Here is a 24,675-nt window from a genome sequence, read left to right on the forward strand (position 1 = left end):
ACGGTCGCTCCGTTTGAGGGGCCGCGTTCCGCCGGCTTCGTCCGCCCGCAGACGTGGTCGCCCTTCTGTGAAGCCCGATTCTAACGAATGGCGAAAACCATTCGGGTTATTCCATGTGGTTTTGTTTTTGGGCGGTGTGACGTTGTGCACTACCTCGCGGCGCCATTGCAATAATTGACTACATTTCCCAAACAGTTGCGCAAACATCGCTTGCGACACTACCCATCAACACGTTCCGCCCGGTCTCTCTGACCGGGCCGGGGCCCCGGCGCCAGCGCTGCGCCATCCCGCAGGCCTGCAGCGAACAGCAGGGTTCGGGCACATAAGCGAAAGGTATCGAACCGAAGGAGGAGGTGGGTATGTCCGAATCGACCGGGCAAGCCGTGCACTTGGCCGCGCTGGACACGTTCCCGCGGCTGCTGATGCACCACGCCAGCGTGCGGCCAAACCGGCCGGCGATGCGCGAGAAGGAATACGGCATCTGGCAGACCCATAGCTGGGCGGCCGTGGCGCAGAACGTCCGCGCGATCGCGTGCGGGCTCGCCGAACTGGGCTTCAAGCGCGGTGACCGGCTCGCGATCATCGGCGACAACCGGCCGCGGCTGTACTGGTCGGTCGCTGCGTGCCAGTGCCTCGGCGGCATTCCGGTGATGCTGTATCAGGATGCGGTCGCGCAGGAGATGATCTATGTGCTGCAGGATGCCGAGATCCAGTTCGCCGTCGTCGAGGACCAGGAGCAGGTCGACAAGATGCTCGAGATCCAGGCGGAAGTGCCGTTGCTGCGCCATGTCATCTACGACGACCCGCGTGGGATGCGGCATTACACGCAGACGCTCTTGATGGGGCTCGATGCGTTGCAGGAGATGGGGCGCATCCACGACCGCAACCACCCCGATTTCCTCGACGCCGAGATCGACAAAGGCGCCTCCGACGACATCTCGGTGATGCTGTACACGTCCGGCACGACCGGCAAGCCGAAAGGCGTGTGCCAGACGCATGGCGCATTCATCGCCGCGGCGACCGGCGGCATGGAGTTCGACCGGCTGACCGACCGGGAGGACATCCTGTCGTACCTGCCGATGGCGTGGGTCGGCGACCACCTGTTCTCGTTCGCGCAGGCGATGGTCGCGGGCTTCACGATCAACTGCCCCGAGTCGGGCGACACGGTCATGACCGACCTGCGCGAAATCGGTCCGACCTACTATTTCGCGCCGCCGCGCGTGTTCGAGAACCTGCTCACCCAGGTAATGATCCGCATGGAGGACGCGGGCGCGGTGAAGCGCAAGCTCTTCCACCATTTCATGGACGTCGCGCGCCGCTGCGGTGCCGACATCCTCGACGGCAAGCCGGTGCCGGTGGCCGACCGCGTGCAGTACGCGCTCGGCAACTTCCTCGTGTACGGGCCGCTGAAGAACGTTCTCGGCATGAGCCGCATCCGCGTCGCCTACACGGCGGGCGCGGCGATCGGGCCCGATCTGTTCCGCTTCTATCGCTCGATCGGCGTGAACCTGAAGCAGCTCTACGGCCAGACCGAGACCTGCGCCTACGTGTGCCTGCAGCCGGATGGCCAGATCAAGCTCGATTCGGTCGGCAAACCGGCGCCGTTCGTCGAAGTCAGGCTCGACGACAAGGGCGAGATCCTGGTCAAGGGACCGATGCTGCTGAAGGCCTACTACAAGCGCCCGGACGCGACCGCGGAATCGATCAACGCCGAGGGCTATTTCATGACCGGCGACGCCGGCTTCTTCGACGAGGACGGCCACCTGAAAATCATCGACCGCGCCAAGGACGTCGGCAAGCTCAACGACGGGTCGATGTTCGCGCCGAACTACATCGAGAACAAGCTGAAGTTCTTCCCGTACGTGAAGGAGGCGGTCACGTTCGGCAATCACCGCGAGTGCGTCACCGCGTTCATCAACATCGACCTCGAGGCGGTCGGCAACTGGGCCGAGAGGAAGGGCATGGCGTATTCGGGCTACACCGACCTCGCGTCGCAGCCGGCGGTGTATGAGCTGATTCGCGACTGCATCGAGAAAGTCAATGCCGACCTCGCTGCCGATCCGAAAATGAGTGGCTCGCAGATCCGCCGCTTCCTGATCCTGCATAAGGAGCTCGACGCCGACGACGGCGAGCTGACGCGCACGCGCAAGGTCCGCCGCAACTTCATCGCGGAACGCTACGGCGTACTGATCGAGGCGCTGTTCGAAGGACGGAAGAGCCAGCACATCGAGACGCTGGTGAAGTACGAGGATGGTCGCGAGGGCCGCATCAGCGCCGACCTGCGCATCGAGGAAACGAAGACTTTCGCGCCGCACGCGGCGACCCGCGCCGCGTGAGGAGAGGAGCGATGATGATGAACGACCTGATTCACGTGGCTCCCGTTGCGCAGGCCGAGCGGCACATCGGCGACGTGATCCTCGATCTGCAGGGCATCTCGCTGTCGTTCGGCGGCGTCAAGGCGCTGACGAACATCAGCTTCGACGTGCGCGAGCACGAGATCCGCTCGATCATCGGCCCGAACGGCGCGGGAAAAAGCTCGATGCTGAACGTCATCAACGGCGTCTATCACCCACAGGAAGGCCGCATCATGTTCCGCGGCGAGCTGCGCCAGAAGATGGAGCCGCACGTCGCCGCCGCGCAGGGCATCGCGCGCACCTTCCAGAACATCGCGCTGTTCAAGGGCATGAGCGTGCTCGACAACATCATGACCGGGCGCAACCTGAAGATGAAATGCAACCTCTTCCAGCACGCGCTGTACTGGGGCCGCGCGCAGAAGGAGGAGATCGAGCACCGCCTGAAAGTCGAGGAAGTCATCGATTTCCTCGAGATCCAGGGCATCCGCAAGACGCCGGTCGGGCGGCTGCCGTACGGCCTGCAGAAGCGCGTCGAGCTCGGTCGCGCGCTCGCCGCCGAGCCGTCGCTGCTGTTGCTCGACGAGCCGATGGCCGGCATGAACGTCGAGGAGAAACAGGACATGTGCCGCTTCATCCTCGATGTGAACGACCAGTTCGGCACGACGATCGTGCTGATCGAGCACGACATGGGGGTCGTCATGGACATCTCGGATCGCGTCGTCGTGCTCGACTACGGCAAGAAGATCGGCGACGGCGCGCCGGACGAGGTCAAGAACAATCCGGAAGTGATCGCCGCCTACCTCGGCACCTCGCATTGAGCGCGGACAAAAAAGAGATCGGGAGACAAGGATGGGATTCTTTTTCGAAGTGCTGATCGGTGGCCTGCTGTCGGGCGTGCTGTACGCGCTGGTCGCGCTTGGCTTTGTGCTGATCTACAAGGCGTCGGGGGTGTTCAACTTCGCCCAGGGCGCGATGGTGTTCTTCGCCGCGCTGACCTTCGTCGGCTTCCAGGAAGTGCTGCCGGGCTGGACCGGGCTCGACGCGGACAGCAATGTCGTGTTCTGGCTCGCGTTCGTGCTCGCGCTCGCGGCGATGGTCGTGCTCGGGATCCTGACCGAGAAGGTCGTGCTGCGCCCGCTCGTGAACCAGCCGCACATCACGCTGTTCATGGCGACGATCGGTCTGACCTTCCTCATCGAGGGGATCGCGCAAGCTTTGTGGGGTGCGAACGTGCGGGGGCTCAGCTTAGGCATCGCCGACGAGCCGGTCGGATGGATCATGGAGAGCGCCGACATCCTGGTGTCGAAGTTCGATCTCTTCGCCGCGACGCTCGCCGGTGCGCTCGTCGCGTCGCTCGCGCTGTTCTTCCAATACACGAAGGTCGGCCGCGCACTGCGGGCGGTCGCCGACGACCACCAGGCGGCGCTGTCGATCGGCATCCCGCTGCAGCACATCTGGGCGATCGTCTGGGCGGTGGCCGGTTTCGTCGCGCTCGTCGCCGGGCTGATCTGGGGCGCGCGGAGCGGCGTGCAGTTCGCGCTGACCTTCACCGCGCTGAAGGCGCTGCCGGTGCTGATCCTCGGCGGCTTCACGTCGGTGCCCGGGGCGATCGTCGGCGGGCTGATCATCGGCGCGTCGGAAAAGCTCGCCGAGGTGTATATCGGTCCGTTCGTCGGCGGCGGCATCGAAGGCTGGTTCCCGTACGTGCTCGCGCTCGGCTTTCTGCTGATCCGCCCCGAAGGGCTGTTCGGCGAGCGCCACATCGACAGAGTGTGAGCCCCCACGCTTGGGGCGGCCCGGCGGCGGGCGGGTTCCGACTAATGAAATTTGGAGACAATGCATGCTTTATCGTGAAGCGGGCCAGTTCAAGGTCAGTTACCAGGAGGATCAGCAGATCTTCCCGATCCGCCAGGACAGGGTCGGGTTCATCGCGATCCTCGGCTTCTTCTTCCTCGTCCTGCCGTTTCTCGCCAGCGAGTACTGGCTTCAGGCGATCCTCATCCCGGTGCTGATCTTCTCGCTCGCCGCGATCGGTCTGAATATCCTCACCGGCTATGCCGGCCAGCTGTCGCTCGGTTCGGCGGCGTTCATGGCGGTCGGCGCGTTCGGCGCGTACAACTTCATGCTGCGCGTCGACGGCATGCCGTTCCTCGTCGCGCTGGCGATCGGCGGGCTGTGCGCGGCGGTGGTCGGCGTCGCGTTCGGCCTGCCGAGCCTGCGCATCAAGGGTTTCTACCTCGCGGTGGCGACGCTCGCGGCGCAGTTCTTCATCGTCTGGGCGCTGGTGAAGTTCCCGTGGTTCTCGAACAACTCGTCCTCGGGCGTGATTTCCGCGCAGCAGATCGAGATCCTCGGCTTCGCGTTCGATACGCCGGTGTCGAAATACCTGCTGACGCTCGGCATCGTCGCGGTGCTCGCGCTCGCCGCGAAGAATCTCGTGCGCAGCACAACGGGGCGCTCATGGATGGCGGTGCGCGACATGGACGTGGCGGCCGAAGTCATCGGCATCCGGCCGATGTTCGCGAAGCTGTCGGCATTCGCGGTGTCGTCGTTCTATTGCGGCGTCGCCGGCGCGCTGTACGCGTACGCCTACCTCGGCACGGTCGAGCCGGAAGGCTTCAACCTCGACCTATCGTTCAAGATCCTGTTCATGATCATCATCGGTGGTGTCGGTTCGATCATGGGCTCCTTCCTCGGTGCGGCGTTCATCGTGCTGCTGCCGATCTTCCTGAACGTCACGATGCACTCGCTGTTTGCCGGCTCGATGCCGGCGGGGCTCGGCTCAAACCTCGAACTGATCATCTTCGGTGGCCTGATCATCTTTTTCCTCATCGTCGAGCCGCACGGACTCGCGCGGCTGTGGCAGATCGGCAAGGAAAAGCTGCGGCTGTGGCCATTCCCGCACTGAGTATCGAACCCTCGAATACCGGCCCGCAAGGGGGGGCGCCGGCCGGCGGTCAAGGTAGAACGCAGCACCATTACACACAAGAAGAGGAGGCAACATGAAACTGAAGCACACCGCACTGATCGGCGCCGCTGTCGCCGGATTGCTCGCCACCGGCTATGCCGCGGCCCAGGAACAGTTCATCGGCCTGCCGAGCTACCGCGTCGGCCCGTTCGGCGCGAATGGCGCGTCGCTGTATGGTGGCTGGATCGACTACATGGCGATGATCAACGCGCGCGACGGCGGCATCAACGGCGTCAAGCTGACGTGGGAAGAGTGCGAAACCGAATACAACAACGCGCGCGGCGTCGAATGCTACGAGCGGCTGAAGACGAAGGGCGCGACCGGCAACACGGTGTTCCAGCCGCTGTCGACGGGCATCACCTACTCGGTGCTCGAGAAAGTCGCGCAGGACAAGATCCCGATGGTGACGATCGGCTACGGCCGTACCGACGCCGCCGACGGGCGCGTCTTCCCGTGGGTCTTCCCGATGATCTCGACGTACTGGACGCAGGCGTCCGCGATCATCAACTACCTCGGCACCAGGGAAGGCGGCATCGACAAGCTGAAGGGCAAGAAGATCGGCCTGCTGTACCACGACTCGGCGTACGGCAAGGAGTCGCACGCGATCCTCGACAAGCTCGCGGCGAAGCACGGCTTCACGGTCGAGAAGATCGCGGTGGCGAACCCTGGCAACGAGCAGCAGGCGCAGTGGCTGCAGATCCGCCAGATGAAGCCGGACTACGTGATCCTGTGGGGCTGGGGCGTGATGAACCCGACCGCGCTGCGCACCGCGGCCAAGACCGGCTATTCGCGCGAGAAGATCGTCGGCGTATGGTGGTCGGGCTCCGAGGAGGACACGATCCCCGCGGGCGACGCGGCAAAAGGCTACACCGCGGCCGGCTTCAACGTCGCCGGGACGAACTATCCGGTCGTGCAGGAGATCCAGAAGCACGTCTATGCGAAGAACGCCGGCAACATGGCCGACAAGGACCGCGTCGGCTCGGTGCTCTACAACCGCGGCGTGGTGCACGGCATCATCACCGTCGAGGCGATCCGCAAGGCGCAGGAAAAATACGGCAAGGGCAAGCCGGTGACGGGCGAGCAGGTGCGCTGGGGTTTCGAGAACCTGGACATCGACAACGCGCGGCTGACCCAACTCGGCGCCGCCGGCTTCATGCCGGATCTGAAGATCACCTGCGCCGATCATGAAGGCGCGGGAAAAGTGAAGTTCCAGCAGTGGGACGGCACGAAATGGAAAGTCGTCACCGACTGGATCCAGGGCGACCAGTCCGTCGTGCGCCCGATGATCGAGGAGTCGGCCGCGGCCTACGCGAAGGAAAAGGGCATCACGCCGCGCGACTGCTCGAAGGAGAACTGAGCGCCCCCAGGAAACGGCTTTGCCGTTTCCGCCCCCCGCGGGGGACAAGAAAACTTGGGGGTGGCCCGGCGTTTTCTTGAGAGCGCAACGGACGGCGGGCGGGGTTTCTCCACTCGTCGCCGGTTCAGGCGCCCCGGGGCGCAGACCACAACAGGCGAAGACACAGCATGCAGACGAATACAGCCGCGGCCCCTGCCGTGCCGGCAGCAGCGCCGTACCTTAGCATCAACAACGTCGAGGTCATCTACGACCACGTGATCCTCGTGCTCAAGGGTGTGTCGCTCGACGTGCCGAAAGGCCGCATCGTCGCGCTGCTCGGCGCGAACGGTGCGGGCAAATCGACGACGCTGAAGTCGATCTCGAACCTGCTCGGCGCCGAGCGCGGCGACGTGACGAAAGGCAGCATCGAATTCAAGGGCGCGCGCATCGACCAGATGACGCCCAACGACCTCGTCCGGCGCGGCGTGATCCAGGTCATGGAAGGCCGCCACTGCTTCGGCCACCTGACGATCGAGGAGAACCTGCTGACCGGGGCCTATACGCGCTCGATCTCGCGCACCGAGCTGAAGGACAGCCTCGAGAAGGTTTACCACTACTTTCCGCGGCTGAAACAGCGGCGCATGTCGCAGGCCGGCTATACGTCGGGCGGTGAGCAGCAGATGTGCGCGATCGGCCGCGCGCTGATGGCCAAGCCCGAGATGATCCTGCTCGACGAGCCGTCGATGGGCCTTGCGCCGCAGATCGTCGAGGAGATCTTCGAGATCGTGAAGGACCTGAACGTGAAGGAGCAGGTGAGCTTCCTGCTCGCCGAGCAGAACACGATGGTTGCGCTGCGTTACGCCGACTATGGCTACATCATGGAAAACGGCCGCATCGTGATGGAAGGCGAAGCCAAGGGCCTGGCCGACAACGAGGACGTCAAGGAGTTCTACCTCGGCCTGTCGGGCGAGGGGAGGAAGAGCTTCCGCGATGTGAAGCATTACCGCCGGCGCAAGCGCTGGCTTTCTTGAGCGCGGACGGCCGAGGAGCCAGCGTGACGGCCGCGCGCCTGATCCGGTCGTCTTTCCGTACCAAGGACTTAATGATGAACTTCTACGACGCCCGAGAAACCCGTGATCCCGCCGCGCGCGAACGCGAGCTGTTCGCTCGCCTGCCGGCGCAGCTCGCCCATGCGAAGGCAAATGCGCCGGCTTTCGCGAAGCTGCTCGACGGGGTCAACGCGGACGCGGTGACGAGCCGCGAAGCGCTCGCGAAGCTGCCGGTGACCCGCAAGTCCGAACTACTCGAACGCCAGAAGGCGGCGCGCCCGTTCGGCGGCTTCGCGACGACGCGCTGGGGCGCCGGCTGCCGCCGCGTGTTCGCGTCGCCCGGTCCGCTGTACGAGCCGGAGGGCGCGCGGCCCGACTATTACCGCATCGCGCGGGCGTTGTTCGCAGCCGGTTTCGGTGAAGGCGACCTCGTGCACAACACGTTCTCGTACCATTTCACGCCGGCCGGCTCGATGATGGAAACCGCCGCGCACGCGCTCGGCTGCACGGTGTTCCCGGCCGGCACCGGTCAGACCGAGCAGCAGGTGGCGGCGCTCGCGGATTTGCGGCCGAACGCGTATGTCGGCACGCCGTCTTTCCTGCGCATCATCCTCGAGCGCGCCGATGAACTCGGCGTCGCCCACAGTTTCACGAAAGCTCTCGTCTCCGGCGAGGCCTTTCCGCCGAGCCTGCGTGAGGCGTTCGCGGCGCGCGGCATTCCGGCATTCCAGGCCTACGCGACGGCCGACGTCGGGCTGATCGCATACGAGACGCCGGCGCGCGACGGCATGGTCGTCGACGAGGACGTCGTGCTCGAGATCGTCCGCCCCGGTACCGGCGACCCGGTCGCCCCCGGCGAAGTCGGTGAAGTCGTCGTCACGACCTTCAACCCGGACTATCCGCTGATCCGTTTCGGCACCGGCGACCTCTCCGCGCTGTGGCCGGGGACGTCGCCATGCGGACGCACAAACGTGCGGATCCGGGGTTGGATGGGGCGCGCCGACCAGACGACCAAAGTGAAGGGCATGTTCGTGCATCCGGGCCAGATCGCCGACGTCGTGCGGCGCCATCCCGAAGTCAGGCGCGCGCGCCTCGTCGTCGACAACCCGGATCTGACCGACCGCATGATCCTGCATTGCGAGGTCGAGCAGGCCCAAGCGGGCCTCGACGCGGCGCTCGCGGCGAGCATCCGCGAGCTGACAAAGCTGCGCGGCGAAGTGAGCTTCTGCGCGCCCGGCAGCCTGGCCAACGACGGCAAGGTCATCGACGACGTGCGCACGTATGAGTGAGCGTCATGGTGCGGGACGCGCGCCGCGGCCGGCTAGAATGACGCCTCCGATCCCTTTCCGGTAATCCGCAAAGCATGCGACCGAAACCCCTGCACGGCCTGCGCGTCCTCGATCTCACACGCCTTCTGCCCGGCCCGCTCGCGACCCAGCACCTGGCCGATTACGGCGCCGAAGTCATCAAGATCGAAGACACCGGCGCCGGCGACTACGCGCGCACGATGGGTGCGATGAACGGCGCGACGAGCTATTTCTACCAGGTCGTCAATCGCGGCAAGAAGAGCCTGCGCCTCGACCTCAAGAACCAGGCGGGACGCGCGCTGTTCCTGCGCCTCGTTGCAACCGCCGACGTCGTCGTCGAAGGCTTCCGCCCCGGCGTCATGGACAAGCTCGGCCTCGGCTACGATACGCTCGCCGAGGCAAAACCGGCGATCGTCTACTGCAGCATCTCCGGCTACGGCCAGACCGGCCCGTACGCGCAGCGCGCCGGCCATGACATCAACTATCTCGGCTATTCCGGCGTGCTCGACCAGATCGGCGTGGCTGGAGGGCCGCCAGCGATCCCCAACCTGCAGATCGGCGACCTGCTCGGCGGCAGCCTGTCCGCGCTGCTCGGTCTGCTCGTTGCGGTCATCGATGCGAAGGCGACCGGGCGTGGTCGCCATGTGGACGTCGCGATGACCGACGCGGCGCTCGCGCATGCAATCTTTCCGCTCGTCGAGGTGCTCGCGCATGGCGGCGTGCGCCCGCGCGGCAAGGACCTGCTGACGGGCGGCGTGCCGTGCTACGGCGTGTATGAGACCGCCGACGGACGCCACATGGCGGTCGGCGCGCTCGAGGAGAAATTCTGGCTGCTGGTGTGCGACACGCTCGGCCGGCCCGATCTGAAGGCCGCCCACCTGGCGACCGGTGCGGACGGGACGCGTGCGCGCAATGAGATCGCGGCGATCTTTCGCGGCCGCACACAGGCCGAATGGGTGGCGATCTTCGACGCCGTCGATTGCTGCGTGACGCCGGTGCTGCGACTCGAGGAGAGCCTGGCGAACGCACACATCGCCGCGCGCGGCATGGTCGTCGAAGTCGGCGGCGTGCGCCAGTTCGCGCCGCCGGTCCGCCTGTCGGAGTTCGAGCCGGGGGCGGCGACGCCAGCGCCGGAGGCGGGCGGGAATGGCGACGAAATCCTTGCGGGACTCGGGCTCGATGCGGCGCAGATTGCGCGACTGCGTGCCGATGCGGTGATCTGACGCGGCCCGCCGTGCCGATCGGGTAAGCTCGGGGCATGCAAAGCCTGCTCCTGCTCCTGCCCGATTTCTCGCTGATTCTCCTCGGCGCGGGCCTGCGCCGGCGCCTCGTCCCTGACGGGGCGTTCTGGGCGGGCGTCGAGAGACTTGTCTATTTCATCCTGTTCCCGGCGCTGCTCTTCAACGCGATGGCGGGCGCAGACCTCGATCCCGGCAAGGCGCTGCCGCTGTTTCTCGCCGGGCTGGGCGTGATGGTCGCGGGTTTCGTCCTCGGCTGGCTCGGGCGCCCGCTGATGGGCCTGGACGCGATCGGCTTCGCGTCGCGGCTGCAGTGTGCGTATCGCTTCAATACCTATATCGGCATCGCCGTCGCGGGGAAGCTCCACGGCGCGGCGGGCGTGGCGATGATGGGCGCACTGTGCGGCGCGATGGTGCCGTTCGCGAACATCATGGCGGTCGGCATGCTCGCCCGACACGGCCAGGGCGGCCTGTTGCGCGAGCTGATGCGCAATCCGCTGGTGCTCGCGACCCTCGCCGGCCTGGCGGTCAACCTGTCCGGCGTGGCGCTCGCCGAGCCATTTCAGTTCTTCCTCAAGCGCCTTGGCGATGCGGCCGTCGCGCTCGGCCTGCTCGCGGTTGGGTCGGCCCTGCGCTGGGGCGAGGCGGGCGGGCGGTGGGCCGGCTCGGCATGGCTGGTCAGCGTGAAACTGATGCTGCTGCCGGCGCTCGCGTGGGCGCTCGGGCGCCAGTTCGGGCTCGCCGGCATCGCGTTCGACACGCTGGTGATGTTTGCCGCGCTGCCGTCGGCGAGTTCGGCGTACATCCTCGCGATGCGGATGGGCGGGGATGGGCCGGGCGTGGCATGGCTGATCTCCGTGACGACGCTGCTCGCGGTCGCGTCGCTGACGTTCTGGCTGCAGCTGCTCTAGTTCGTCGGTGCCGGCTGCTTACTTCGGCTGCGTCGTCGACTTGGCCGCCGCGGCGCCGGAAGGCTTCGGTTCGGCCTGCTTCTGGTCAGGCGCCGGGGGCGGCTCGCCGGCTGCAGGCGGCGAGCCGCCCATCAGATTCCATGGCCACATCGCCGCAGCGGCAAACGGGTTGTCCCCCTGCTGTGCGGGATTTTCCGTGGCCTCGCGCGCATGCTGGGTCATGGCCTGCACGGTGGCGATCGCGACGCGCTGCATCTCCAGCCCCTGGATCGTCATCTGCAGCATGTTCAGGTTCATCTTGAGCCAGTTTTCGACCGCCTTCATGTCGGCGATCCGCTTGTCGAGTTCATCGACGTCGAGCGTTGGCGTGACCATCCCGGGCAGCGAAAACCCCATGCTGCTCCACATGCCGCGCACGAACTCGAGGGGATCCTTGGATGACGTTTCTTTCGACACGGGAGTCTCCTGCGACGGATCGACAAGCACCGATCTTACCCTACTCCGTGCGGGCCGCGCGGCGTCAGAAGTCCCGCTCCGGGTCGGACAGGCGGTTGAGCAGCGCCCGCAGGCGCGCCGGACGGACCGGCTTGTGGAGCAGCGCCAGGCCTTCGCTCTGCGCCTGGCGCAGGGTCTCGGGGCCGGTGTCGCCGCTGATCAACGTTGCCGGGAGGCTTTCGCCGTATCGTGTGCGCGCCATGCGGATCGCATCGATGCCGTTCGAGGTGCCGTGCAGGCGGTAATCACTGATGACCAGCTGCGGTTCGTGGCCGGATCGCGCGAGTGCCGCCAGCACGCTTTCGATGTCGCTGCCCGCGCTGACTTCGCACCCCCAGGACGTCAGCAGGCTGCGCATGCCCGCTTGCGCGAGCGGATCGTCATCGACGAGCGCCACGCGTACGCCGAGCAGGTCTCCGGGCTGCCTGCGGGTCTCGCCGGGCTCGGCGTATTCGACCGGCTGCGCGGCCGGCACTTCGATCGCGAACACCGATCCCCTGCCCGGACGGGAGCGGACCGCGAGGCGATGACCGAGCAGGTCGGTGAGGCGCCGCACGATCGCGAGCCCGAGCCCAAGCCCCTTGTCGCGCGAGCGCGCCGGATTGTCGAGCTGGATGAACTCCTGGAAGATGATTTCCTGCGCCTCGGCGGCGATGCCGACGCCGTTGTCGCGCACTTCGATCCGCACCCGCTCGCCGCGCCGCCGGCACGCGATCAGGATGCGGCCCTTGCGCGTATAGCGCACCGCGTTGCTGACGAGGTTGCCGATGATGCGCTCGAACAGCACCGGGTCGCTCTCGACCCACAGCGGCGTCGGCCGGGTCCTGAGCAGCAGGTCCTGCGTGTCCGCGCGCGGACGCTGCTCGATGGCGATGCGGTCGAGGACCGGTTGCAGCGGAAAGATGCTGATGTGCGGCTCCAGCACGCCGGCGTCGAGTTTCGAGATGTCGAGCAGGCTGTCGAGCAGGTTCTCCATCGCTTCGGCAGAGGCCGCGATGCGCTCGACGAGGCGGCGCGACGCCGGCGCGTGCGTGTGTTGCGACAGCTCGGCGATGAACAGGCCCAGCGCATGCATCGGTTGGCGCAGATCGTGACTGGCGGCGGCGAGGAAGCGTGACTTCGACAGGGTCGCGCGTTCGGCTTCGTCCTTGCGGGCCCGCAGCTCCGCCGTGGCGTCCGCGATCTGGCGGCTCATGTCGTCGTGCGCACTCGCGAGCTTTGCCGCCATCTGGTTGACGCCTTCGGCGAGCGTGCGCAGGGTGCCGCCGCCGATGCCGGACAGCCGCGCGGAAAACTGGCCCCGCCCGATGCGTTCGACCGCCGACGCGACGCGCCGGATCGGCCCGGTGACGCCGCGGCTCATGTAGTGCGCGAGCACGAGGCTGCCGATCAGCACCATGAGGATCGCCGCGCTCCCGGTGATCAACAATTCATTCTGCCGCGCGTTGAGCTGCGCGCGCGAGATGTCGACGACGACCGTGCCCAGCACCGGCGGAGTCCCGGCGCCGGACAGCGTGTCGAGGGCCGCTTCGTCGAAACCGTCGTCGAGATCGAGCGACGTCGGCAGTACCGGCTCGATGACCCGCAGCGTCTCGCTCGCGGTGACGAGGCCCGGCGTCCACACCGCGCGCGGCGGCAACGGCAGCGTCGCATCGAGCCGTCCGCTTTGCGCGAGCGCGTCGCCGTTGCGGTCGCTGATCATCACGCCAAGGACGTCGGTCTCCGCGAGCATCGCCCCGGCAAGGCGCCGCAGCGATTCCCGGTTGCCGGAGAACACGGCATATTCGCTCGCTGCCGCGAGCTGCCGCGCAAACGCCTGGCCCCGGGCGAGGTGGGCTTCGCGGTGATCGGTGACCCGCGAGCCGGTGTAGAACGCGGTGAGCACGATCGCCAGCACGAGCGTCGGCAGCACTGCGACCAGCATCACGCGCGACCGGATGCCCCAGTTCCTGATCATGGCCTGGCGTCCCTGCGGATCATCCGCGCGGCGATGTCCTCCGCCGGTTCGAGCGTGATGCCCAGCGAGCGCGCGACGTTCTGGTTGATGCGGACCTCGAACTGCCGCGGCGCCTGTGGCGGCGGCAGCGCTCCGCCGGCGAGCACTGCACGGATCGCCTCCGCGGCCTGTTCGCTGATTTGCGCCGGTGTCGAAAACAGGCCGAGCAGCGCGCCCGCGCGAACGTAGGCGGGCGAAAAGCCGATCAGCGGCGAGCGGTGGCGGTAGCTCGTGAGCAAAATGTTCTGGATCGTGTAGCTGTTGAACACGACGCGATCGGGCAGCGCAAGCAGGATCGCACGCTCGGCCAGCAGACGCTCCAGCGCCGGATAGATTTCGCGGTCGGTGGCAATGTTCTCGATCGTCACCACCATCTGCTGCTCGCGCGCAGCAGCCGCTAACCGGGCGGCGAGAGGCTGGCTGCGGGGACCGACGAGCAGCGCGAGCTGGCGCCACTCGGGAAGGGCCTCGACAAGCAGCGCGATCTGCCGCTGCACCGGCTGGTCGAGGAACACCGCGGAGCGTCGGCCGGCTCCCGGCGGGGCAGGCAGGTTCTCGAAGCTCTCGCGAGGCAACAGCGTGTGCAGCACCGGCTGGCGCGGCGCCTGTTCGGCCACCGCCTGCGCCGCTTCGGCCCCGACTGTGACAATGATCCGGCTGCCGGCGAGCGCGCCCGGGGTCACCTGTTGCGTCTCCACGACCGCGATGTCGGCAGCGGCGACGCCCGGAGCAAGCGCTGTGCTGATCGCCGCGATCGTCTCTTCGTATGCTCCGCTGCGTTCGCTGCTTACGAACAGCACGCCCGCAGCCGCGACGGCTTCTCCCCGGCCGAGGGTGGCGGCGAGGAAAAGCAGGGTGGCAAGGAAAACGCGGGGGCCGCGGGGCATGATCGGTATCGGGTCGAAATTCAGGCACGCCCCCTGGGCACGGCCGAGTGGTTAAAGTAACGGGCTGCCGGGCCGCCCTGACGGCGGCGCTGTCGCAACGCGCCCCCGGACGGGCGCGCGGGCCGGTCCCGGGTTCCGGATGCAGACGCCGGCCTCGACGCTTGCGTCCGGACGGAGAGCGGAAGCGGGGCGAGATGGTGCCCGAAAAATCCTCTCGTGCCTTCCTCATGGGGCATGCGTGCCGGTTTTTTGTTGCGGACGGGGGGGCGAGCACATTTCGTCGTCGAAGGGTGCATCTTATGCATGAGGAATCGCTCGCGATGGATGTCTGCGGATTCGTCATAGCATGCCTCGGCGCACGGCGCCATGCATCGACCCTGGAGGGATGGGGCCCGCCGTCGCGGTTTCCACCGCTGGCGCTGTAACGTCATCACGGGCGGTCGTGCCGTAATCCGGTGTTTCCGCCTCCCGGAGCGCTGCTGCCCATGGCCGTCCCGGGTCGGGGGGTGCAAAACGTTTCGTTACATTTGCGCGTGCTATGCTTTCCGCCTATCGCCGCCTCCTCCGGAGCACGCAGTGACCCGAATACTCATCGTCGAAGACCATGCGCTCGTGCGCGAGGCGCTGGCGCAGACTCTCGCCCGACTCGGGGAAGACGTGGAATGCGTCGAGGCGAAAGGCTCGGAAGAGGCGCTTGCCAGACTCGAGGAGACCGCGGACTGGGATCTCGCGGTGATCGACCTGATGCTGCCCGACCTCAACGGTTTTGGTTTGCTTGCAGTGCTCGCGCGGCGTTTTCCCGACGTGCCGGCGATCGTCGTGTCGGCGCTTGACGATTCGGTGACGATCCGTCGCGCGATGAAAGGCGGAGCTTCGGGCTTCGTGTCGAAGGCGAGTTCGGGCGAAGTGCTGAGAAGTGCAGTCAGATGCGTGCTCGAAGGCGGCATCTATGCGCCCAGTGAGCCCGAGGGCGCAGGAAAGCGCTCCGGCGCGTCGGCCAGCGAGCGTTTCGGGCTCACTGCCGGGCAGACGCGGGTCATGGAATTGCTGGCGCAAGGAAAATCCAATCGCGAGATCGCCGATCTGCTCGGATTGTCGGAAGGGACCGTCAAGGTGCATATGTCGGCGATCTTCCGCGCATTGAACGTCAGCAGCCGGGCGCAGGCGCTGATCGTGATCGCCCGCTACGGGCCGCGGCTGTAGCCTGCGCCATCGATCCTTCAGTACGAGCGGCGGCTCGCCTGGCTCAGGCGCATCGGCATCTCGGCGGGCGAGAGCCGGCCGCCAAGCTGGTCCGTGTCGCCGCACACGGCTTCGGCCGGTTCTGCGCAGTCGATCTCCATGATCTCGAGCACCTGGCGAGCGAGTGAGCGGCAGGCATTGGCCAGCGGGGTCGGCAATTGTTCCGGCACTTTCTTGTGCACCAGCAGCTTCGACGCGGAAAGGGCGCAGACGGGATTCAGGATCCGCTCGCGATACGCTCCCATCAGCTGCGACACGCTGCGGTCTGCGGCATCGCGCTGCCAGGCGTTTGTCGGCCACTGGGCCGGCACCGCGTAGGCGCGCGGGAACATTTCGAGATCGCGCAGCACGGTGCGAATGTCTTCATGGGACTCGCGGAACGGCAGCAGCACGATGTCCGATAGCGCGTACAACTGGCGATCCATCTCGGTGCGGTTGCCGCCGCCGTCGATGATGCCGATCCATTCGTCGAGGGTGCGCAGCTTGTCCACGACTTTGGTCAGCGCGTCACGCGTGCGGGCGTCGGCGGTGATGTAGCGCCGCCCTTCCGGGCTCAGGGGCTCGCGCGTGGTGTCGGTCAGCACGCACGCCGAACGATGCCCGAGCAAGCCCAGTCCTTGCGAAAGCATGTGGGAAAGCGTCGTCTTGCCGGTTCCGCCCTTGTTGCCGATGACGCAGATGATTTCAGCCATTGCGGTGTTCCTCGTTCGCGGCCCCTTTTGGCACCCTGCCATTATCGGGGCTCGTTTCGGCTGCCGAGCGGGGAAAAAGGACGGGGAATCGGCCGCTATTCCGTCTGGAGCGCGGTCGATCCGAAGCGGTAGATGTAGAGGACGGTCGCGCGTGCGTCCGGTACCTGGACAATCCGCTCCGGGGCCTCTCCGGGCACCGGGAAACTATTGCTGATCAGCAGGCCGGTGCGGAGTTCCTCGCGCGCCTTGGCCCACACCTTGGCCATCGGCACCGGCGACAAAAAGGCGTAGACCACATCAAAATCAGACCATGAGCGGGCAAAGAAATCCCCGCGCTCGAAGCGCAGATTGAGTTGGTCCCGCGCCCGCAGGCGGCTCAGCAACCAGGGGCCGGGTGCAGCCTCGATGCCCCTGAAGCGGCAGTCCGGGCGCAACCGCGCGAGGGGGCAAAGCAGCGACCCGGTGCCGCTGCCGAGGTCGAGCAGCCGTGAGCGCCGGCCGGGCGGCAGCAGGTCGGCGACCGCGGCGACCGTTGCCCGGTTCGTCGGATACAGCGGGACCTGGGTGCGGAAGCTCGTCCAATACACCGCGAGCAGCAACCCGAATGCCGCGAGATACCAGCCCGGATCGGCGTCGAGCCGCCCGGCGAGCACCAGCAGCGGGACGAAGCCGAGATGGATCGGCAGCCACCACCGGGCGCTGCGAAGAACCGTCCCGGTTGCCGCGGCGCTGATCGCCTGGACGGCCACGAGCGGCCAGATGCCCGCGCCCAGCGGGGCGCTGCGGACAAGGGTGGCGGCGACGATGCAGCCGGCGAGCTGGGCAAACAGGGCCTTGAGGGCAGGAGGCATGAATCGTCGGCTCGGGCGGGAGCCGCCGATGATAACCGGTTGGCCCGGCACGATCACTTTGCATGAGCCATGGAGGCTTTATCCCGCAGGCACGATTTTCCCCGGATTCAGCAGGCCGTCCGGGTCGAGCGCCCGCTTGAGGGCGCGCATCGCATCGACCGCGTCGCGGCCATGCTCGGCGACGAGGAAATCCTGCTTGCCGAAGCCGATGCCGTGCTCGCCGGTGCAGGTGCCGCCCATCGCCAGCGCGCGCTCGACGATCCTGCGGTTGAGCGCCTCGGCGCGCTGGATCTCCGCGCCGTCGTCCGGGTCGACGAGGACGACGGTATGAAAGTTGCCGTCCCCGACGTGGCCGACGATCGGCGCGATCAGCCCGCTCGCGGCAATATCCTCGCGCGCACCGGCAATGCAGTCGGCGAGCCGCGAGATCGGCACGCATACGTCGGTCGTCAGTCCGCGGCAGCCCGGGCGCAGCGCGATGCACGAGAAATAGACGTCGTGGCGCGCTGCCCACAGGCGCGTGCGGTCCTCCGGATGCGTCGCCCATTCGAAGTCCTGGCCGCTGTTGTCGCGGGCGATTTCCTGGACCGTCTGCGCCTGCTCCTCGACGCTCGCCTTTGATCCGTGGAACTCGAAGAACAGCATCGGCGACTCGCGCAGCGTCGTCTTGCTGTAGCGGTTGATCGCCTGCACCGTGAGTTCGTCGAGCAGTTCGATGCGTGCGACCGGTACGCCGAGCTGGATCGTCTGGATCACGGTGCGCACCGCGCTGGCGACGTCCGGGAACGCGCAGACCGCCGCCGACACCGCTTCGGGCAGCGGATGCAGCCGCACGATCAGTTCGGTGATCAGTCCGAGCGTGCCTTCGGAGCCGATCATCAGGCGCGTCAGGTCGTAGCCGGATGAGGATTTTCGCGCGCGTCCGCCGGTGCGTATGACGCGGCCGTCGGCAAGCACCACCTCCATGCCGAGCACATTGTCGCGCATCGTCCCGTAGCGTACCGCGTTGGTTCCTGAAGCGCGGGTCGCGGCCATTCCGCCGAGGCTCGCATCCGCCCCCGGATCGACCGGAAAGAAGAGCCCGCTGCCGTGCAGCGCAGTGTTGAGCTGCTTGCGCGTGATCCCCGGCTGCACGACTGCGTCCATGTCTTCGCCATGAACCGCGAGCACCTTGTTCATTTCGGAGAAGTCGACGCTGATGCCGCCATGGAGCGGCAGGATGTGTCCTTCGAGCGAACTGCCGGCGCCGAACGGCACGATCGGCACGCGGTGCCTGCAGCAGGCTTCGACGATCGCGACGACTTCGGCGGTGTCGTGGGGCCAGACGACGGCATCGGGCAGCATGTCCGGGAAATGCGATTCGTCGTGGCCGTGATGCGCGCGAACCGCTTCGGTGGTCGAAAAGCGTGCACCGAAGCGGGCGCCGAGTTCGTCCGCGAATGCGGGGGGCAATGGCCGGCGCGCCGGGACGTGGGGCAGATTCATGCAGGTCTCCTTGTGATCGGGCGGCTCGTGCCGTACGCAATTATTACTCTCGTGACGGATCCGTCCAATCTGCGCGATCATCCGCTCCATTTCAGCCGGCACGCGGCGCGGAGCAGTTCATGAACGAATCGATCGACCGGACCGACCTGCGCATTCTCGAGCTGTTGCAGCGCGACGGCCGCCTTTCCAACGCGGACCTGGCGCAACAGGTTGCGCTGTCGCCGTCGCCGTGCCTGCGGCGCGTGCGCCAGCTCGAGCAGTCGGGAGTGATCCGTGGCTACGCCGCGCTGCTCGACCCGCGGCGCCTCGGGCTGGGCCTGCAGGCCTTCGTCACGGTGACCCTCGAGAAGCGGCGCGACACGCCGATGCATGCGTTTCACGCCGCGGTGCAATCAGCGCCCGAAGTGCTGTCGTGCTTCGCGCTGACCGGCGAGATGGACTACCTGCTGCACGTCGTCGCCGAGGATCTGGAGCATTTTTCGCGTTTCCTCATGGATCGCCTGCTCAAGCTCGACGGTATCGCGAACGTGAAATCCTCGTTCGTCCTCCAGTCGATCAAGGACACGACCGAGATGCCGCTCGCGCAGGTCGCACGTTGAACGAATCCTCGAGGAATTCTCGAAAAAAGATTTGACAGGGGCGTTTTGACCCTCTATAGTCCAGCGCTTCGCTTGGAGGGGTTCCCGAGCGGTCAAAGGGATCAGACTGTAAATCTGACGGCACTGCCTTCGAAGGTTCGAATCCTTCCCCCTCCACCAGCAAGTTTTGTTGCCGGCTTCAGTTCGGTCTGATGACTGGCATCGGGTGTAATGCGGTTCGTCTGCGTTGTATGCGGGTGTAGCTCAATGGTAGAGCAGAAGCCTTCCAAGCTTATGACGAGGGTTCGATTCCCTTCACCCGCTCCAGGTTCGGCGGTTGGTTGTTTCGGAGCCCATGTAGCTCAGTGGTAGAGCACTCCCTTGGTAAGGGAGAGGCCACGTGTTCAATCCACGTCATGGGCACCACAGCTTTTCTGCTGGTCTGGCGTAGCGGTCGATCGGTCCGGTTTTTCTGATTCTGAATATGAGGTGGCGGCATGGCGAAAGGCAAGTTTGAGCGGACGAAACCGCACGTAAACGTCGGGACGATCGGTCACGTCGACCACGGCAAGACCACCCTGACGGCGGCAATCACGACGATCCTGTCGAAGAAGTTCGGCGGCGAGGCGAAGGCCTACGACCAGATCGACGCGGCGCCCGAAGAGAAGGCGCGCGGCATCACGATCAACACCGCTCACGTCGAGTACGAGACCGCCAACCGTCACTACGCGCACGTCGACTGCCCGGGTCACGCCGACTACGTCAAGAACATGATCACCGGTGCGGCGCAGATGGACGGCGCGATCCTGGTGTGCTCGGCCGCGGACGGCCCGATGCCGCAGACGCGCGAGCACATCCTGCTTGCCCGTCAGGTCGGCGTGCCGTACATCATCGTGTTCCTGAACAAGTGCGACATGGTCGACGACGAGGAGCTGCTCGAGCTCGTCGAGATGGAAGTGCGCGAGCTGCTGTCGAAGTACGATTTTCCGGGCGACGACGTGCCGATCATCAAGGGCTCGGCGCTCAAGGCGCTCGAAGGCGACCAGAGCGACATCGGCGAGCCCGCCATCATGCGTCTGGCCGACGCGCTCGACAGCTACATCCCGACGCCGGAGCGCGCGATCGACCGCCCGTTCCTGCTGCCGATCGAAGATGTGTTCTCGATCTCGGGCCGCGGCACCGTCGTCACGGGGCGCGTCGAGCGCGGCATCGTCAAGGTCGGCGAGGAAGTCGAGATCGTCGGCATCAAGCCGACCGTCAAGACCACCTGCACCGGCGTCGAGATGTTCCGCAAGCTGCTCGACCAGGGCCAGGCGGGCGACAACGTCGGCGTGCTGCTGCGCGGCACCAAGCGCGAAGACGTCGAGCGCGGCCAGGTGCTGTGCAAGCCCGGTTCGATCAAGCCGCACACCCACTTCACCGGTGAAGTGTACGTGCTGTCGAAGGAAGAAGGCGGTCGCCACACGCCGTTCTTCAATAACTATCGTCCGCAGTTCTACTTCCGCACGACCGATGTGACCGGTTCGATCGAGCTGCCCGAAGGCACCGAGATGGTCATGCCGGGCGACAACGTCTCGATCACCGTCAAGCTGATGGCGCCGATCGCGATGGAAGAAGGTCTGCGTTTCGCGATCCGCGAAGGCGGTCGTACCGTCGGCGCCGGTGTCGTCGCCAAGATCATCGAGTAATTGCGTAGTGTCCTCATAGCGATTGCTTGATCGGCAGGCGTCTCGGAAGAGAGACGCCTCGTAGTCTCTGCTGCAGGGGCATAGCTCAATTGGCAGAGCGTCGGTCTCCAAAACCGAAGGTTGGGGGTTCGATTCCCTCTGCCCCTGCCACTCCTTTCCGGGTATTCATATTTCGATGGCCGATAAGTTGAAGGTTGCGCTGGCTCTCGCGCTGATTGCGGCCGGTGTGGTCGGCTTTTACCTGCTTTCCGAGCAGGCGCTGGTTCTCCGCGTGCTGTCGGTTCTTGCCGGTGTCGCCGCCGGGGTGGCGGTCGCCTGGCAGTCGGAGCCTGGGCGGCGTTTCGTCGCGTTCGCGCGCGAGTCGATCACCGAAACGAAGAAGGTCGTCTGGCCGTCGCGCAAGGAAACGGTGCAGACCACGGGTCTGGTGTTCGCCTTCGTTGTCGTGATGGCGGTTTTTTTGTGGGTCACGGATAAGAGTCTGGAATGGGTGCTGTACGACCTGATCCTGGGGTGGAAGTAATCATGACGAAGCGCTGGTACGTGGTACATGCCTATTCGGGCTTCGAGAAGTCTGTCCAACGCGCCTTGGTGGATCGGATCAATCGTTCCGGGATGCAGGATCTTTTCGGCCAGATTCTGGTGCCGGTCGAAGAAGTCGTCGAAATGAAGAGCGGCCAGAAGAGTATTTCCGAGCGGAAATTCTTCCCCGGCTACGTTCTCGTCGAGATGGAAATGAACGACGAGAGCTGGCACCTCGTGAAGTCGACGCCGAAGGTCACCGGCTTCGTCGGCGGTACGGCAAACAAGCCCTCCCCGATTTCTGAAAAGGAAGTCGAGAAAATCATGCAGCAGATGCAGGAGGGCGTGGAGAAGCCGCGCCCGAAAGTGCTGTGGGAGCTGGGCGAAGTCGTGCGCGTCAAGGAAGGCCCGTTCACCGACTTCCACGGTGCGGTGGAAGACGTCAATTACGACAAGAGCAAGCTGCGGGTGTCCGTGACGATTTTCGGACGTGCGACCCCCGTGGAGCTGGATTTCAGTCAGGTCGAAAAGACCTGACGCAGGCGGGCCTCCGGGCCCGGGCGTGCCCGATGAACCGGGCGTAGCGAGGAGCACCGGCCGCGGCTGGTGCGTTTGTACTCAAGACAGGAGCTAGCCGCAATGGCGAAGAAAATCACCGGCTATATCAAGCTGCAGGTGCCAGCTGGTAAAGCCAACCCCAGCCCCCCGATCGGTCCCGCACTCGGTCAGCGCGGCCTGAACATCATGGAATTCTGCAAGGCGTTCAACGCCCGGACCCAGGGTCTCGAGCCCGGTCTGCCGATTCCGGTGGTGATCACGGCGTTCGCGGACAAGAGCTTCACCTTCATCATGAAGACGCCGCCGGCGACGATCCTGATCAAGAAGGCTGCGAAGATCGCGAAGGGTTCGCCGAAGCCGCACACCGACAAGGTCGGTTCGATCACGCGTGCCCAGGTCGAGGAAATCGCCAAGGCCAAGATGGCCGACCTGACTGCTGCCGACATGGAAGCCGCGGTGCGCACCATCGCCGGTTCCGCCCGCAGCATGGGCATCACCGTGGAGGGGCTGTAATCATGGCGAAGCTTTCCAAGCGCGTTCAGGCGCTGCGTACCAAAGTTGATCGCAACCGCAGCTATCCCGTGACCGAAGCGCTGGCGCTGGTCAAGGAATGCGCGACGGCCAAGTTCGACGAGTCGATCGACATCGCCGTGAATCTCGGCATCGATGCGCGCAAGTCGGACCAGCTGGTTCGCGGTTCCGTCGTGCTGCCCGCCGGTACCGGCAAGAGCGTCCGCGTTGCGGTCTTCGCGCAGGGCGACAAGGCCGAAGCGGCGCGTGCAGCCGGGGCCGACGTGGTCGGTTTCGAAGATCTCGCCGAGCAGGTCAAGGCCGGCAACATCGATTTCGATTTGTGCATCGCCACGCCGGACGCGATGCGCGTCGTCGGCCAGTTGGGCCAGATTCTCGGCCCCCGCGGGCTGATGCCGAACCCGAAGGTCGGTACCGTGACGATGGACGTGACGACCGCGGTGAAGAATGCGAAGGCCGGTCAGGTGCAGTACCGCACCGACAAGGGCGGCATCATCCACGCGACGATCGGCCGTGCGTCGTTCAGCGCCGAGGCCCTGCAGCAGAACCTCGGCGCGCTGATCGATGCGCTCGTGAAGGCCAAACCGGCCGCGTCGAAAGGTATCTATCTGCGTCGAGTCGCGCTGTCGAGCACGATGGGTTCGGGCGTTCGCGTCGAGCCGTCGAGTATCAACGCCGCCTGACGAGGCTGGAACTAGAACTTTGGGTCGTCCCGGCGCCACGGTGCCGGGACGAATCGTCAAAGACCGCAGGTGTGGTCACTCCGGTGACCGCTTAAGCATTCAACAATGGCCTGCGCAGACGGTGTGCCCAGAACAGGATTCTGGCTGATTCTTCAGCCGCGCTCCTGATCCAGGTCGCCGTGGGTGCGAATCGCAGTTTTGCGGTTCGCGTGTGGACTTGAAAGGAGGAAAGGCCTGTGGGTCTCAATCTCGATGACAAGAAAGCCGTAGTGGCAGAGGTGTCGGCACAAGTGGCCAACGCACAGACCATCGCGGTGGCCGAGTATCGCGGCATAGCGGTGGGCGATCTCACCGGGCTGCGTGCCAAGGCCCGCGAATCTGGCGTTTACCTGCGTGTGTTGAAAAACACCCTGGTGCGCCGCGCGATCGCCGAAACGCCGTTTGCCGGGCTGTCGGACCAGCTGGTCGGTCCGCTGATCTACGGTATCTCGGAAGATCCGGTCGCTGCAGCCAAGGTGCTCAACGACTTTGCGAAGGGTAACGACAAGCTGGTGCTGAAAGCCGGTTCCTATGCGGGCAATACGCTCGACAAGGCCGGCGTGCAGGCGCTCGCGTCAATCCCGGGTCGCGAAGAGTTGCTCGCCAGGCTGTTGGGCGTGATGCAGGCGCCGGTGACCGGTTTCGCTTGCACGCTGGCTGCCCTCGCGAAGAAACGCGAGGAAGAAGTGGCCGCCTGAGCGTTTTCCGAATAGTTTTCGATTTAGGAGTGTTTTGAAATGGCAATCAGCAAAGAAGACATCCTCGAAGCCGTTGGCTCGATGACGGTGATGGAACTGAACGATCTGGTCAAGGCGTTCGAAGAGAAATTCGGCGTTTCCGCCGCCTCGATGGCCGTGGCCGCTCCGGGTGCCGGCGCTGCCGCTGCCGTGGTCGAGGAAAAGACCGAGTTCGACGTGATCCTGCTTGCCGCGGGTGAGAAGAAGGTCGAGGCGATCAAGGTTGTCCGTGCCGCCACCGGCCTGGGCCTGAAGGAAGCGAAGGACCTGGTCGACGGCGCGCCGAAGGCCGTCAAGGAAGGCATCTCGAAGGCCGACGCCGAAGCGATCAAGAAGCAGCTGGAAGACGCCGGCGCCAAGGTCGAGATCAAGTAATACCTGTTTGTTTTTCAGGGCTGGCGCTCTCCGGAGCGCCGGCCCTTTCGTGCTTTGTAACGCCAAGAAGCCAGAACCCAGTGCGAGCGCAGGTGTCTACTCGCCTCCCGCCCGGCCCGCACCCAACGGGGCGCTGCGTTCTGTCTCTTTGAC

At 65.6% G+C, this 24,675-nt stretch carries 24 protein-coding genes and 4 tRNA genes; 22 read left to right on the forward strand and 6 right to left on the reverse strand.

Translation table 11 applies throughout. The features are described from left to right. The first annotated feature begins 359 nt into the window (after nucleotides 1–359). The 9 genes from pbN1_RS11320 to pbN1_RS11360 all read left to right on the forward strand — a co-directional run bounded on the left by pbN1_RS11320 (nucleotide 360) and on the right by pbN1_RS11360 (nucleotide 11,163). Nucleotides 360–2,336 carry an AMP-dependent synthetase/ligase gene (locus pbN1_RS11320; protein WP_169201714.1) on the forward strand — a complete coding sequence of 659 codons (1,977 nt, stop codon included), beginning with the start codon at nucleotides 360–362 and terminating at the stop codon, nucleotides 2,334–2,336. A gap of 11 nt (nucleotides 2,337–2,347) precedes the next feature. Continuing rightward, nucleotides 2,348–3,172, forward strand: a complete 825-nt coding sequence (locus pbN1_RS11325; RefSeq protein WP_425305738.1) for an ABC transporter ATP-binding protein — start codon at nucleotides 2,348–2,350, stop codon at nucleotides 3,170–3,172. A 31-nt stretch (nucleotides 3,173–3,203) separates the two neighbouring features. Continuing rightward, nucleotides 3,204–4,130 carry a branched-chain amino acid ABC transporter permease gene (locus tag pbN1_RS11330; protein ID WP_169201712.1) on the forward strand — a complete coding sequence of 309 codons (927 nt, stop codon included), beginning with the start codon at nucleotides 3,204–3,206 and terminating at the stop codon, nucleotides 4,128–4,130. Nucleotides 4,131–4,194: 64 nt separating this feature from the next. Further along, nucleotides 4,195–5,262 (forward strand): branched-chain amino acid ABC transporter permease, encoded by a 1,068-nt coding sequence (locus tag pbN1_RS11335; RefSeq protein ID WP_169201711.1) that lies wholly within the window; start codon nucleotides 4,195–4,197, stop codon nucleotides 5,260–5,262. Between the two features lie 94 nt (nucleotides 5,263–5,356). Beyond that, on the forward strand, nucleotides 5,357–6,679 hold the full coding sequence (locus pbN1_RS11340; protein WP_169201710.1) for an ABC transporter substrate-binding protein: 1,323 nt from the start codon (nucleotides 5,357–5,359) through the stop codon (nucleotides 6,677–6,679). Nucleotides 6,680–6,846: 167 nt separating this feature from the next. Beyond that, a complete protein-coding gene (locus pbN1_RS11345; protein WP_169201709.1) occupies nucleotides 6,847–7,689 on the forward strand; it encodes an ABC transporter ATP-binding protein in 843 nt (280 codons plus the stop codon). A 74-nt stretch (nucleotides 7,690–7,763) separates the two neighbouring features. Continuing rightward, a complete protein-coding gene (locus pbN1_RS11350) occupies nucleotides 7,764–8,996 on the forward strand; it encodes a phenylacetate--CoA ligase family protein (protein ID WP_169201776.1) in 1,233 nt (410 codons plus the stop codon). Nucleotides 8,997–9,070: 74 nt separating this feature from the next. Further along, on the forward strand, nucleotides 9,071–10,237 hold the full coding sequence (locus pbN1_RS11355) for a CaiB/BaiF CoA transferase family protein (protein WP_169201708.1): 1,167 nt from the start codon (nucleotides 9,071–9,073) through the stop codon (nucleotides 10,235–10,237). Between the two features lie 35 nt (nucleotides 10,238–10,272). Further along, complete coding sequence (locus pbN1_RS11360) at nucleotides 10,273–11,163, forward strand: AEC family transporter (RefSeq protein ID WP_210147477.1); 891 nt, start codon at nucleotides 10,273–10,275, stop codon at nucleotides 11,161–11,163. 18 nt (nucleotides 11,164–11,181) lie between these two features. Here pbN1_RS11360 and pbN1_RS11365 read toward each other — a convergent pair whose 3' ends face one another. The 3 genes from pbN1_RS11365 to pbN1_RS11375 form a co-directional block, all read right to left on the reverse strand. Next, nucleotides 11,182–11,619 carry a PhaM family polyhydroxyalkanoate granule multifunctional regulatory protein gene (locus pbN1_RS11365; RefSeq protein ID WP_169201699.1) on the reverse strand — a complete coding sequence of 146 codons (438 nt, stop codon included), beginning with the start codon at nucleotides 11,617–11,619 and terminating at the stop codon, nucleotides 11,182–11,184. 64 nt (nucleotides 11,620–11,683) lie between these two features. After that, the gene (locus pbN1_RS11370; RefSeq protein ID WP_244856923.1) at nucleotides 11,684–13,615 is read right to left on the reverse strand and encodes a hybrid sensor histidine kinase/response regulator; all 1,932 of its coding nucleotides are present in this window, start codon (nucleotides 13,613–13,615) and stop codon (nucleotides 11,684–11,686) included. After that, the gene (locus tag pbN1_RS11375) at nucleotides 13,612–14,541 is read right to left on the reverse strand and encodes an ABC transporter substrate-binding protein (RefSeq protein WP_169201698.1); all 930 of its coding nucleotides are present in this window, start codon (nucleotides 14,539–14,541) and stop codon (nucleotides 13,612–13,614) included. The genes pbN1_RS11370 and pbN1_RS11375 overlap by 4 nt, the downstream gene beginning before the upstream one ends. A gap of 576 nt (nucleotides 14,542–15,117) precedes the next feature. Here pbN1_RS11375 and pbN1_RS11380 point away from each other — a divergent pair. Further along, nucleotides 15,118–15,744 (forward strand): response regulator transcription factor, encoded by a 627-nt coding sequence (locus tag pbN1_RS11380; protein WP_169117420.1) that lies wholly within the window; start codon nucleotides 15,118–15,120, stop codon nucleotides 15,742–15,744. Nucleotides 15,745–15,761: 17 nt separating this feature from the next. Here pbN1_RS11380 and pbN1_RS11385 read toward each other — a convergent pair whose 3' ends face one another. From pbN1_RS11385 to pbN1_RS11395, 3 genes are all read right to left on the reverse strand, one after another. Next, entirely contained in the window at nucleotides 15,762–16,475 is a 714-nt protein-coding gene (locus pbN1_RS11385; protein WP_169117421.1) for a P-loop NTPase family protein, read from the reverse strand. A gap of 95 nt (nucleotides 16,476–16,570) precedes the next feature. Further along, a complete protein-coding gene (locus tag pbN1_RS11390; protein WP_169117422.1) occupies nucleotides 16,571–17,326 on the reverse strand; it encodes a class I SAM-dependent methyltransferase in 756 nt (251 codons plus the stop codon). Nucleotides 17,327–17,404: 78 nt separating this feature from the next. Further along, on the reverse strand, nucleotides 17,405–18,811 hold the full coding sequence (locus pbN1_RS11395; protein ID WP_169201697.1) for an FAD-binding oxidoreductase: 1,407 nt from the start codon (nucleotides 18,809–18,811) through the stop codon (nucleotides 17,405–17,407). Between the two features lie 119 nt (nucleotides 18,812–18,930). Here pbN1_RS11395 and pbN1_RS11400 point away from each other — a divergent pair, with 119 nt between their 5' ends. From pbN1_RS11400 to rplL, 12 genes are all read left to right on the forward strand, one after another. Beyond that, nucleotides 18,931–19,410, forward strand: a complete 480-nt coding sequence (locus pbN1_RS11400; RefSeq protein WP_169201696.1) for an Lrp/AsnC family transcriptional regulator — start codon at nucleotides 18,931–18,933, stop codon at nucleotides 19,408–19,410. Nucleotides 19,411–19,484: 74 nt separating this feature from the next. Continuing rightward, nucleotides 19,485–19,569: transfer RNA gene (locus pbN1_RS11405), tRNA-Tyr, on the forward strand. A gap of 73 nt (nucleotides 19,570–19,642) precedes the next feature. Next, nucleotides 19,643–19,716, forward strand: a tRNA-Gly gene (locus pbN1_RS11410). 24 nt (nucleotides 19,717–19,740) lie between these two features. After that, nucleotides 19,741–19,815: transfer RNA gene (locus pbN1_RS11415), tRNA-Thr, on the forward strand. A gap of 71 nt (nucleotides 19,816–19,886) precedes the next feature. Then, on the forward strand, nucleotides 19,887–21,077 hold the full coding sequence (gene tuf, locus pbN1_RS11420) for an elongation factor Tu (RefSeq protein ID WP_169201689.1): 1,191 nt from the start codon (nucleotides 19,887–19,889) through the stop codon (nucleotides 21,075–21,077). Between the two features lie 74 nt (nucleotides 21,078–21,151). Continuing rightward, nucleotides 21,152–21,227: transfer RNA gene (locus pbN1_RS11425), tRNA-Trp, on the forward strand. A gap of 25 nt (nucleotides 21,228–21,252) precedes the next feature. After that, nucleotides 21,253–21,600 carry a preprotein translocase subunit SecE gene (gene secE, locus pbN1_RS11430; RefSeq protein WP_011237960.1) on the forward strand — a complete coding sequence of 116 codons (348 nt, stop codon included), beginning with the start codon at nucleotides 21,253–21,255 and terminating at the stop codon, nucleotides 21,598–21,600. A gap of 2 nt (nucleotides 21,601–21,602) precedes the next feature. Further along, nucleotides 21,603–22,136 carry a transcription termination/antitermination protein NusG gene (gene nusG / locus pbN1_RS11435; RefSeq protein WP_169201695.1) on the forward strand — a complete coding sequence of 178 codons (534 nt, stop codon included), beginning with the start codon at nucleotides 21,603–21,605 and terminating at the stop codon, nucleotides 22,134–22,136. Between the two features lie 102 nt (nucleotides 22,137–22,238). Next, on the forward strand, nucleotides 22,239–22,670 hold the full coding sequence (gene rplK / locus pbN1_RS11440; RefSeq protein ID WP_169201694.1) for a 50S ribosomal protein L11: 432 nt from the start codon (nucleotides 22,239–22,241) through the stop codon (nucleotides 22,668–22,670). Between the two features lie 2 nt (nucleotides 22,671–22,672). Beyond that, the gene (gene rplA, locus pbN1_RS11445; protein WP_169201693.1) at nucleotides 22,673–23,371 is read left to right on the forward strand and encodes a 50S ribosomal protein L1; all 699 of its coding nucleotides are present in this window, start codon (nucleotides 22,673–22,675) and stop codon (nucleotides 23,369–23,371) included. Between the two features lie 236 nt (nucleotides 23,372–23,607). Further along, entirely contained in the window at nucleotides 23,608–24,108 is a 501-nt protein-coding gene (gene rplJ / locus pbN1_RS11450; RefSeq protein WP_169118083.1) for a 50S ribosomal protein L10, read from the forward strand. A gap of 39 nt (nucleotides 24,109–24,147) precedes the next feature. Further along, nucleotides 24,148–24,522: a 50S ribosomal protein L7/L12 gene (gene rplL, locus pbN1_RS11455; RefSeq protein WP_169118082.1), complete on the forward strand. Its 375-nt coding sequence runs from the start codon at nucleotides 24,148–24,150 to the stop codon at nucleotides 24,520–24,522. Nucleotides 24,523–24,675: the final 153 nt, after the last annotated feature.

Source organism: Aromatoleum bremense (assembly GCF_017894365.1).
Taxonomy (GTDB): Bacteria; Pseudomonadota; Gammaproteobacteria; order Burkholderiales; family Rhodocyclaceae; genus Aromatoleum; species Aromatoleum bremense.